This window comes from Bacillus sp. JJ1127, from assembly GCF_036965845.1.
GTDB lineage: Bacteria > Bacillota > Bacilli > Bacillales > Bacillaceae_G > Bacillus_A.
This window is the reverse complement of the sequence record NZ_JBALQK010000030.1, coordinates 21,489-31,738: the sequence shown is the minus strand read 5'-3', so window position 1 is coordinate 31,738 and position 10,250 is coordinate 21,489. Positions and strand designations below refer to the sequence as shown.

The following is a 10,250-nucleotide window of genomic DNA, read 5'->3' as shown; positions in this document are numbered from 1 at the left end:
GCAGGGATTTAGATGTCGAAAAATTAAAATGGATGTATATATGTATAAGTTTATAATCGATATTGATTTTCAATTTCAATTATAACGTAGTTTTCTATCATTAATCAATGTTTTATGTCGGGAAACAAACAAAAAAATCGCTCCTGCATTGTGAATAAAAAAACTTGAAATGTTCACAAGTTTTTCATAAATTACGGACATGCTATATGTAACGTTTTCCATTTTATCCAATTAGGAGGGATTTTTATGTACAAAAAAATTGCATTAAGTATGACTATGGCTGCACTACTCTGTGGGGTATCCGTTTTTCCAGCTGCAGCTGCTACACAAAAAGAAGTTGTGATGCATCATCATAAGCTAATCTCAGAAGAACAAATACAGTCACTTGAAAAGCAAGGATACAAAAAACATGATATTTTGAAAGCAGCACACATTGCAAAGATTAGTAAAAAGGATATTAAAGACGTTTTATCTTACTATAAAGAAAATAAATCTTGGAAAAAAACCGCACAGCATTTTGGTGTAGATCCAAAGAAATTGCATAAACATCATATGAGTAAGGAAACGAAACAAGCATTACTACAAAAAATCGCAGAAATGCAAAAATCTACACCTGATCAAATGAAACAAACGATGAAAGACTATCATATTGGCTTACGCCAGCTTGCTGTTTTAACAATCATTGCCCAAAAAAGTAATACGCCGCTCAATGATGTGTTGAAAATGAAAAAAGATGGCATGCATGTCAAACAAATCGCGGAAAAATTAAATGTTAAGAAAGAGGATATCCGAACAGAAATGATGAAATTATTACAATCTGTAAAAGAAAATAGAGCAAACTAAACATGAAAAGGAAGGTGCATTTTATTGAATGCCCTTCCTTTTTATCCTAATCTGGTATGTATTATATCCATTTATTTTTTAACTTCATGATAGGAAAGCACTAGAGAGTCTGATACAATTTTTACTAACAGAAAAGCAAAGGGGAAAAGTATATGAAAAAACATTTATTTTCTCTCGTTGTAATAACTAGCCTTATCCTTTCTGGTTGCGGTGCGGCTGATAAAAAGCAATCTTCTGAGTCAAAAGAAGAACATGCCTCACACCACGTACAGCAAGGTGACATCCAAGAAACAACAAAAGGAATTGACACACTACCAACATTTCTGGACAAACTAGATCCTCAAATGAAGGAAATTTATGCGGTTGCTGGGAAAAATGCGGAATTATTAAATTGGATACCTTGTTACTGTGGATGCGGAGAAAGTGTCGGGCATAAAAGCAATAAAAATTGTTTTATCCAAGAAATCAAGGCAAATGGAGAAGTTGTTTGGGACTCTCACGCAACAACATGTGTGAACTGTTTAGAGATTGCAGCTGAGTCTGCCTCTATGAAGCAAAAAGGCAAATCCACCCTTGAAATTAGAAACTACATTGATGACAAATATAAAGAAGGTTATGCAAAACCAACGCCTACCCCAATGCCAAAATCTTAAAAACGAGGAAATTCCTCGTTTTTTTATTTCTACTCAACATTTTCCTTAACAAATTCTTTCACGTGTATTTCTTCTCACTTGTCATACACTATATGTAACTCCTCAGTAAGGAGGGTTCACAATGTACACATATAACGACTACGATAAAGCTCTCTATTACACGTATTGTTGTAATTGGGACAAGTTGCTTGTTTTAATGGTACAAACTGATGATCAATTGTTTTCTAAGCGAATTGAACATTTTTTACACGCTTATAAATACAGTACAGAACTACAAGAAGTAGATCAGCAACTGCAGCTTCTATTTCAATATATTGACCACGCCTCTCAAAAGTCACATGTAGAAGAAATAGAGCAAGTACAACTTTAAATAAAGCGCTATTCTTTTTTGAGAATAGCGCTTTTTGAATATTTCCCCATAGCTCTATTCATGATTGTTTATTTAACGTGATGAGCTACATAAATTTTTATACTTATTTTTCTGTATCATTACATTTCCAATGGGCTGTAAAAAAACTTTTTCAATGTAATAAAAGCCGAAAAGCGCTTTTAAAAACACGCTTTATACACCTTGTTTTTTCATTTCCACTTATAAAACTTTTCTTGATAAAAATATTTTCTCTTTATTTTCTTGCTGCCTTCATACTATAATTTAGTATGTAACTATTATAAGAGAGGTAAAAACATGAACCGTGAGAAAAAACAAGAATATGCTTTGTTGACTGCTTGGGGGGCTTCTTTTATCGCTACACTGGGAAGCTTATATTTTTCCGAAATCATGAAGTTTGAACCTTGTGTACTTTGTTGGTATCAACGCATTTTTATGTATCCATTTGTTTTATGGCTTGGCATTGCTGTAGTAAAAAAAGACTATCGCATCGCTTCTTATTCCTTACCAATCGCTAGTATTGGTGCCTGTATTTCTTTATATCACTATGCCATTCAAAAAGTCTCTGCATTCTCAGCGGCAGGTGCAGCTTGTGGACGTATACCTTGTACGGGAGAATACATTAACTGGTTTGGTTTCATCACAATCCCATTTTTAGCGTTAATCGGATTTATTACAATTGCTGTTTGTAGCTTTATTGTCATCAAAAACAAATAAGGAGATGCAATCATGAAAAAGATGCTTATATTTGGCGGTATCATTATCGTCTTATTTGCAGCTATTTGGGCTGTAACAAACATGGAAGATAAAAATAAAACAAGCAACGAAGTGAAAAGTGAAGCAAAAAGTGAAGAAAATTACTATGCAAATAAAATTTCTCTTGAGGATCTTCGTAAAAATATAGCGGATAAAAAAGATCAAACCATCTACTTTTACCAAACAGATTGTATTCATTGCAAAAAAGTGTCTCCTATCGTTGTACCTCTTGCAAAAGATTTGAATGTTGACATGAAGGTAATTGATATTGAAAAAGAACCTGATGTTGTTTGGGATGAATTTAAGATTCAAGGTACTCCAACAATTATTCATTATAAAGAAGGTAAAGAAGTAAGTCGTATTACAGGCGATCAACCAAAAGGTGCTTTTGAAAAATGGTTTAAAGAAACTAAAAAGTAACAAGAAAAGGAAACTTCCTCTATACATGAAACGGGTGTAAAATCCCACACTAATGTATAAGGAGGGGATTTCATGCCAGAAGTACGATGTTCTGTTTCCAACTGTTCATTTTGGGGACAAGGCAACTTTTGTCAAGCAAATGCAATCTTTGTTCAGCCTGATGACCAAAATACGAATCCATCAGGCGATGATTCTTATACAAATGCGGCTTTCACAGGTGAAACACTCGAAAGTTCCGTGGTAACAAGTGTTGAAACGTGTTGCCAAACGTTTAGACCAAAATATTAACTCAAAAATCCTCATCTCAACAGGAGATGGGGATTTTTTCTCATTCCACCTTTAATAGATACAACCAATCTCTTTTCATTTAACTTTCACATCATAATGAATCCATATTTCCAAGTATCATGCATGATAAGCATATACACAATCAATATAAAAACGGTTCCCCATAAAGTGATTTGGCGATATATCCCCTCTTCTCCCTCTCTCGCTTTAATAAAGGACCAAATAAAGCCGATTAACAGGATTAAATCGATATAAGGTATATACAGAAAAAACAAAAATGATACATACAAATAAACAATAAATAAACCGCTTGTTATTAAAAAGAGTTTAAAGGCAAATTCGCTATTCCCTTTCCTCATAAAATAACCGCCCCCAATCTGTACTGTATTATATTCAACAAAGCACAATAGTTGCGATTGGGAGGCCTACGAATAAACAAGCTACCGCCTATTTACGGTAGCTATCACGGAACATTGTATTTTCTTTTGTATATATTGCTTAAAATAGAATACGGTAATTGTTCATAGCGAATTTTTTCTCCTGTTTTATCTATAATATACAAATTATTCCCGATATAATAGTGTCCGTTCCTTTGGGAATACACCGTATAGCGTTCATTTGGCAATACAGTTTTTACTTCTGTCAATTGCCCATTCGGTTCTTGCCAATATATATTCACGCGATCTACAAGTGTCAGCATTCCAATCTGCTCTTCATCCACTTTCCGTCCATTCCAACTTATAACACGATATCCAAGCTTATAAGCTGCATATTCTGGAGATGTATGAAACCGTGAAATAATTACTTTTGTTTGCAATGCTACTCTGTCATATAACCATTGTATATCTCTGTCATGCATCCGGATACAACCATTTGATTCTCTTCTTCCAATCGTTCCTTCACGATTCGTTCCATGAATCCCATATTCTTTTTCATTTAATCCAAGCCACCGTGTTCCAAGAGGATTATTGGGGGCACCACCAGGAATTTTTTTACGGTGATATTCTTTATTTTTATATTTATTAATAATACAAAAGGTTCCTTCAGGAGTTGGTGTGCTATTCCTCCCTGTTGTTACCGGGAATGTCCTTATATAGTTTCCATTTTCAAAAAAAGATAACTGATTTGTCGTAAGATTAATCAATATCAAATGATCTGTATCGGCAAAAGCGCTCATCGGTAGGCACAAAAAGAGGATCGCCATTAACAATACTTTCTTCATTCATATCCCCCCAGTACCATCATATACGATGGTACGATTAGCTTTTACTACGCATTCGATTCTTATGAATAATTTAGCTTATCCATTCACAATTACACCACCATTTACATGAATCATTTGTCCAGATACGTATGTTGAATCTCCTGAAGCTAAATATACATAGGCAGGTGCTAATTCATATGGCTGACCAGGTCTCTTCATCGGGACATTGCTTCCAAATTCCGATACCTTCTTCTTATCAAAACTTGATGGAATAAGAGGCGTCCAAATTGGTCCTGGTGCAACACCATTTACACGAATTCCTTTTTGTACTAATGATTTTGCAAGTGAACGCGTAAAAGCAACAATCGCTCCCTTTGTTGCAGAATAATCGATAAGTTGCTCATTTCCCTCATATGCAACAATAGATGCTGTATTGATAATTGCATCTCCTTGTTTTAAATGCGCAAGTGCCGCTTTTGTAACATGAAAATACGAAAAAATATTAATACGAAATGTTTTTTCAAGCTGCTGCGCTGTAATGTATTCTAAACTTTGCTGAGGGTATTGCTGTGCAACATTATTTACAAGAATATTTAAACCACCCAGTTTGGAAACCGCTTCTTTTACAATGTGCTGACAATGCTGTTCACTACTCAAATCTCCTGGAAGCAATATGCATTTTACACCTTGTTTTTCAACAAGCCTTTTTGTCTCATTCGCATCTTCTAATTCATCTAAATACGCAATAGCAATATGTGCCCCTTCTTTCGCAAAAGCAATAGATACTGCTCTTCCAATCCCACTATCTCCACCTGTAATAAGTACATTTTTCCCTTTTAATTTCTCACTACCACGATAATTAAGGTCTTCATACTCTGGAAGTGGATTCATTACTGCTTCAATCCCCGGTTGTCTATTTTGATGTTGCGGTGGCAATGTTAAAAACTTTTTTTGTTGTGACATAATTCATTTCAACTCCTTCTCGTTTCTCTTCCTTATCATGTACACAATTATGAAAAGTACTTATACGTTAAAAGCCGAAATATAAAGGCAGTTTGGTGATTAATATTCGAAATTAAGACATAAAATATGAATTATCATAAACTTTTTTTGTGAAACTCTTGCAAAATATTTTAAAAACGAATATTATATATAACTGTTGTGAAAATCATTCGTAAAAAAGAAAGGATGTTTATATGTTTAACCTTTCGGAGCATAAAACTTCTATTAAAACTGAAATCATGGCAGGTATTATTACCTTTTTAACGATGGCATATATTATTGTCGTAAACCCTGTCATCCTTGGAGATGCAGGCGTTCCGTTTGAACAAGCATTTACAGCGACAATTATTGCAGCTGTTGTCGGAACATTATTTATGGCAATCTTTACAAATTTACCAATTGCAATCGCTCCTGGTATGGGACTAAATGCTTACTTCTCTTACTCTGTTGTAAAAGCACATGAAGGCATGACATTTGCAATTGCATTCTCTGCTGTATTCGTAGCAGGGATGATCTTAATTTTGTTATCATTCACATCTTTCCGTACAAAATTAATGGAAGCAATTCCTGAAAATTTAAAACACGCAATTACTGCTGGTATTGGTTTATTTATTGCTTTTATCGGTTTACGCCTGACAGGCATTGTAACAAAGCATCCAACTAACTTAGTTGGACTTGGAGATCTTCATTCGCCTCCTGTACTACTAGCATTAGCTGGACTTGGAATTACTCTAGTTCTTATGTCCTTAAATGTAAACGGCGCATTATTCATCGGAATGCTCTTAACAGGAATTATCGCTTATTTCACAGGTCAGTTAACATTTCCAAACGGGATTACATCAATGCCTGGATTACCAGAAGGAATTATAGTTTCAAATCCAATTACTGCTGTTTCTGATGTGATTCATTACGGATTATACGGCGTTGTATTCTCACTCTTACTTGTTACGCTATTCGATACAACAGGCACACTACTTGGTGTTGCCCATCAGGGTGGATTTATGAAAGATGGCAAGCTTCCAAAATCGGGACGTGCTCTTCTATCTGATTCTTTCTCAGCAACAATCGGGGCTATGTTCGGGACAACACCATCAACAGCATATATTGAATCATCTGCGGGTGTTGCAGCTGGTGGACGTACTGGTTTAACAACACTCACAGTGGCTGTACTATTTGCAGTTGCTGTATTCTTTGGCCCTCTAGTAGGTGCTGTTTCTGGTGTCGCAGCAATTACATCTCCGTCATTAATTATTGTCGGCAGCCTCATGATGGGAGCTGTACGTAACATTGATTGGGATACATTCGATGAAGCATTCCCAGCATTCTTAGTAATCTTAAGCATGCCACTTACATCAAGTATCTCAACAGGTATTGCACTTGGATTCATTTCGTATCCACTTATGAAAGTAGCAAAAGGACAATTCCGTACTGTTCACCCACTTGTGTATGTATTTGGAATTTTGTTTGCTTATCAGTTAGTTTTCTTACCGCATTAATAAAAAAGCCTTGGTTCACGGAATTTGTGAATCAAGGCTTTTTCTAATATTTCTCATTCATTCGCAATTCTTTACTATATTTTTGAATTAAAAAGGAAGAAATGAACATCATCATTCCGACACAAAACCCAATGAGTTGATCTAATAACATTTCATCATGAATCAACCAGCGAAGTAGAAATACCCCGCCAAAAATAAGCATTGCCGTACATCCAGTATGTCTAAGTCCTTTATATACATTTTCCATATGTATCATTCCTTCACATACTTTTATCCATATTATACCATATGACATATTCACTATAGATAAAAAACCCCTATTCAGAGGCTTTAACTTTGCAAAAATGCCTGTAAATCTGCAAATTGTCTCTTTGCATCTTTATATCCTTGCTCATATAAGTTTTGTAGTTTTTCTGTATCTTTTTCCATACGATCTACTTGCAGTGGTACTTCTGGACGAATAACAAATAAATTACCTGCTAGCTCTTCTTTTTCAATGTAATGAAGTGTTTCATTATATATTTCATAACGAGTAAGCATCGTATTTACAAGATTTGGATATTTTTTATATGCCCTCCCTGCAATCCAGCCAAACTTTGATTTTTTCTTAGCGTACCCATGATTTCTCGTTAAAATAACGACTGATTTCTTATATCCATCCTCCTGTGCTTTACGAACTGGAATTGGATCGGAAATTCCGCCATCTAACAATTCCTTACCACGATAGTTTACAATCGGTGCGATAAATGGCAAGGAACTAGAGGCTTGTAATAAATTCAACGCATCTTCATTTGTGCCTTCTTTTTCAAAATAAACAGGCTGTCCCGTTTCGCAATCTGTCGTCCCTACAAGGAAGCGCTCTGGACTATTAAAATATGTATCAAAATCAAACGGTACATGCTTTTCTGGAATTTCACGAAAAATGAAATCCATATCAAATAGCTGACGCTTTTTCCATAGATTTTTATACGATAAATACTTCGGATGTGACGCATAATCAATATTTACTGTTTTATTTCTATTTCTTTGTCTGGAAAGATACGACGCCGCATGACAAGCACCGGCTGAAACACCAATAACATATGGAAAATATAAATCTTGTTCCATAAAGTACTCTAGTATTCCACCAGTATATACACCGCGCATACCGCCGCCTTCTAATACTAAACCCGTATTTTCAAGCATGTTCTTCTCTCCTCTTTCTCTATATATTGACTCTTTAATTATTCACCATGTGAAGTATCTCTTTCTATTATATATGAGTTTTTTCAGAAACCATATTCAGAAGGCTTGGTGTGAACGAAAAATTATTCTTCTACTTATCTAAATGCAATCCTACATCCTTTATAAACCTTTGAATAAATACCAATTCCTCTTCTGTGTACTTATCTAAAAGTAACAACCACTCATCTTCAGCTTGTTGATGTAATTTTTCATGCGCTCTATACATCTCATTTCCTTTGTCCGTCAAACGGAAAAATATTTCCTTTTGATTATCTAACATTTTCATCTTCTCAACGAATTGTTTATTAAACAACTTTGTACAAATTTTAGAAATTGCTCCCTTCGTCATCCCCATCTCTGTTGTAATTGCTGTTACATTCATCAAACCCTTTTTTCCGATACATTGAATAACATGTAACTCTGATAAAGACACTCCGCTTACACCTGTCTCACGAAGCAAGCGCTCCTCATTATCCTTCATATGCGCTTCTTTTTTATGAAAAAGTGTACGAATATCCGAAAGTATTTCCATCTGTTTAGCTGTACGTTCCAATCCTTTCCCCTCCATTAAGCTATGTAAGTTTCCACAGAAACAATTTAACTATATACCATTGTAAATTTATTTTTTTATCTTTACAAGTGAGAAAATAATGTTAAAATTATTTTAGTTTCCAAGGAAACAAAAATAAGGAGGTTTTATGATGAATCACTCATTATCTTCATCAAAATTAAAATCTATTTTGTATATCGTTTGTATTAGCGCTCTATTAGGTTCCTTCGCTCAAAATATTTACACACCTATCTTACCAATGATTCAAGATTCCTTTCACACCTCTCTTTATCTTGTAAATTTAACTGTTTCTATTTTCACTTTTGTTCTTGCAATTATGCAGCTTGTTTACGGACCATTGATTGATGCAAAAGGACGAAAATATATTCTCATTCCTAGTCTAATTATTAGTACGATCGGTTCAATCGGTTGTGCTTTTACAACAGACATTTATTTATTCCTTTTCTTTAGGGCTGTTCAAGCGTTAGGAATAGCCGCTATACCTATAGTTGCTGCTACTATTATCGGTGATTTATTCGAAGGAAACGAACGCGGAAAAGCAATGAGTCTCTATCAAATGTTACTTGCTCTTGCTCCAGCGATAGGCCCTCTCATGGGTGGCTATCTCGGAAACATAAACGGTCACGTATCTATTTTTCTCTTTTTATCTACAATTGGTGTAATCTTATTAATTACAAATATTTCATTGCTGCCAGAAACAAAACCAGACGTACTCAAGAAAGACAAAACTACAAATAATTATTGGAGTATTTTAGGCAATAAGATTGGATCTTCTATTGCAATCATTGGTTTTATGCAGTTTTGTATCTATTTTTGTTTCCTCGTTTTTTTACCTAGCATGTTAACAAATGTATTTCATCTAAACGCAGGTGAAATTGGGCTTATGTTTGTACCAATGTCCCTCTGTATTATGCTAGGAAGTTATTGTTACAAATTTTTGCAAACATTACTCACAACAAAACAAGCTTTACTTATCACTAGCTTTTTGAATATCATATGCGTAATTTCATTCTCTTTCACCTATCATATAAGCATCCCGATCTTGATTATTATTACATCCGTATACGGTTTCAGCATGGGATTATCCATGCCAACCCATACAACTTTATTAGCAGAGGAATTTATAGAAGAACGAGCAACTGCCATTGGTATCTACAACTTTATCCGTTATATCGGAATGGGTACAGGACCAATCGTAGGTAGTTTTCTACTCTTTCATCAAAATTACTTTTGGATTTTCTTTGTAGAAGCAATTGTTTTTCTGATTGTGGTCTTATATGCTATGAAAAAGCTAACTTCTCATCCTGTAAGAAAAGCTGGGATTCCAAAAACTAAATAATATTTATATAAATCCATTTTAATTTTTCGACATCTACATCCCTGCTATACAGAATAAAAAGTAACC

14 protein-coding genes are annotated in these 10,250 nt (G+C 34.7%); 8 read left to right on the top strand and 6 right to left on the bottom strand.

The features are described 5' to 3' along the window. Positions 1 to 246: 246 nt before the first annotated feature. The 6 genes from V7183_RS04015 to V7183_RS03990 all read left to right on the top strand — a co-directional run bounded on the left by V7183_RS04015 (position 247) and on the right by V7183_RS03990 (position 3,348). Positions 247 to 843, top strand: coding sequence for a hypothetical protein (locus V7183_RS04015; protein ID WP_141523291.1), 597 nt, complete (start codon positions 247 to 249; stop codon positions 841 to 843). A 152-nt stretch (positions 844 to 995) separates the two neighbouring features. Then, on the top strand, positions 996 to 1,496 hold the full coding sequence (locus V7183_RS04010; protein WP_335358745.1) for a PCYCGC motif-containing (lipo)protein: 501 nt from the start codon (positions 996 to 998) through the stop codon (positions 1,494 to 1,496). Positions 1,497 to 1,617: 121 nt separating this feature from the next. After that, positions 1,618 to 1,866, top strand: coding sequence for a YhdB family protein (locus V7183_RS04005; RefSeq protein WP_335358744.1), 249 nt, complete (start codon positions 1,618 to 1,620; stop codon positions 1,864 to 1,866). 315 nt (positions 1,867 to 2,181) lie between these two features. Next, complete coding sequence (locus tag V7183_RS04000; RefSeq protein WP_097894631.1) at positions 2,182 to 2,601, top strand: disulfide formation protein C; 420 nt, start codon at positions 2,182 to 2,184, stop codon at positions 2,599 to 2,601. 12 nt (positions 2,602 to 2,613) lie between these two features. Next, the gene (locus V7183_RS03995) at positions 2,614 to 3,060 is read left to right on the top strand and encodes a thioredoxin family protein (protein ID WP_335358743.1); all 447 of its coding nucleotides are present in this window, start codon (positions 2,614 to 2,616) and stop codon (positions 3,058 to 3,060) included. 72 nt (positions 3,061 to 3,132) lie between these two features. Then, complete coding sequence (locus V7183_RS03990) at positions 3,133 to 3,348, top strand: DUF1540 domain-containing protein (protein ID WP_097894633.1); 216 nt, start codon at positions 3,133 to 3,135, stop codon at positions 3,346 to 3,348. A gap of 86 nt (positions 3,349 to 3,434) precedes the next feature. Here the strand turns inward: V7183_RS03990 and V7183_RS03985 are convergent, their stop codons facing one another. The 3 genes from V7183_RS03985 to V7183_RS03975 form a co-directional block, all read right to left on the bottom strand. Then, complete coding sequence (locus V7183_RS03985) at positions 3,435 to 3,707, bottom strand: hypothetical protein (RefSeq protein ID WP_097894634.1); 273 nt, start codon at positions 3,705 to 3,707, stop codon at positions 3,435 to 3,437. A gap of 104 nt (positions 3,708 to 3,811) precedes the next feature. Then, a complete protein-coding gene (locus V7183_RS03980) occupies positions 3,812 to 4,570 on the bottom strand; it encodes a L,D-transpeptidase (RefSeq protein WP_335358742.1) in 759 nt (252 codons plus the stop codon). A gap of 78 nt (positions 4,571 to 4,648) precedes the next feature. Beyond that, the gene (locus V7183_RS03975; RefSeq protein ID WP_335358741.1) at positions 4,649 to 5,515 is read right to left on the bottom strand and encodes an SDR family oxidoreductase; all 867 of its coding nucleotides are present in this window, start codon (positions 5,513 to 5,515) and stop codon (positions 4,649 to 4,651) included. A 233-nt stretch (positions 5,516 to 5,748) separates the two neighbouring features. On the opposite strand from V7183_RS03975, the gene V7183_RS03970 reads away from it, so the two are divergent. Then, the gene (locus V7183_RS03970) at positions 5,749 to 7,050 is read left to right on the top strand and encodes an NCS2 family permease (RefSeq protein WP_097894637.1); all 1,302 of its coding nucleotides are present in this window, start codon (positions 5,749 to 5,751) and stop codon (positions 7,048 to 7,050) included. A gap of 43 nt (positions 7,051 to 7,093) precedes the next feature. On the opposite strand, the gene V7183_RS03965 is transcribed toward V7183_RS03970, so the two are convergent. From V7183_RS03965 to V7183_RS03955, 3 genes are all read right to left on the bottom strand, one after another. Beyond that, positions 7,094 to 7,306 (bottom strand): hypothetical protein, encoded by a 213-nt coding sequence (locus V7183_RS03965; protein WP_335358747.1) that lies wholly within the window; start codon positions 7,304 to 7,306, stop codon positions 7,094 to 7,096. A 74-nt stretch (positions 7,307 to 7,380) separates the two neighbouring features. Beyond that, positions 7,381 to 8,235, bottom strand: a complete 855-nt coding sequence (locus V7183_RS03960) for a patatin-like phospholipase family protein (protein WP_335358740.1) — start codon at positions 8,233 to 8,235, stop codon at positions 7,381 to 7,383. Between the two features lie 130 nt (positions 8,236 to 8,365). Continuing rightward, entirely contained in the window at positions 8,366 to 8,827 is a 462-nt protein-coding gene (locus tag V7183_RS03955) for a MarR family transcriptional regulator (RefSeq protein ID WP_335358739.1), read from the bottom strand. A 148-nt stretch (positions 8,828 to 8,975) separates the two neighbouring features. Here V7183_RS03955 and V7183_RS03950 point away from each other — a divergent pair, with 148 nt between their 5' ends. Continuing rightward, positions 8,976 to 10,184, top strand: coding sequence for an MFS transporter (locus V7183_RS03950; RefSeq protein ID WP_335358738.1), 1,209 nt, complete (start codon positions 8,976 to 8,978; stop codon positions 10,182 to 10,184). Positions 10,185 to 10,250 lie beyond the last annotated feature (66 nt).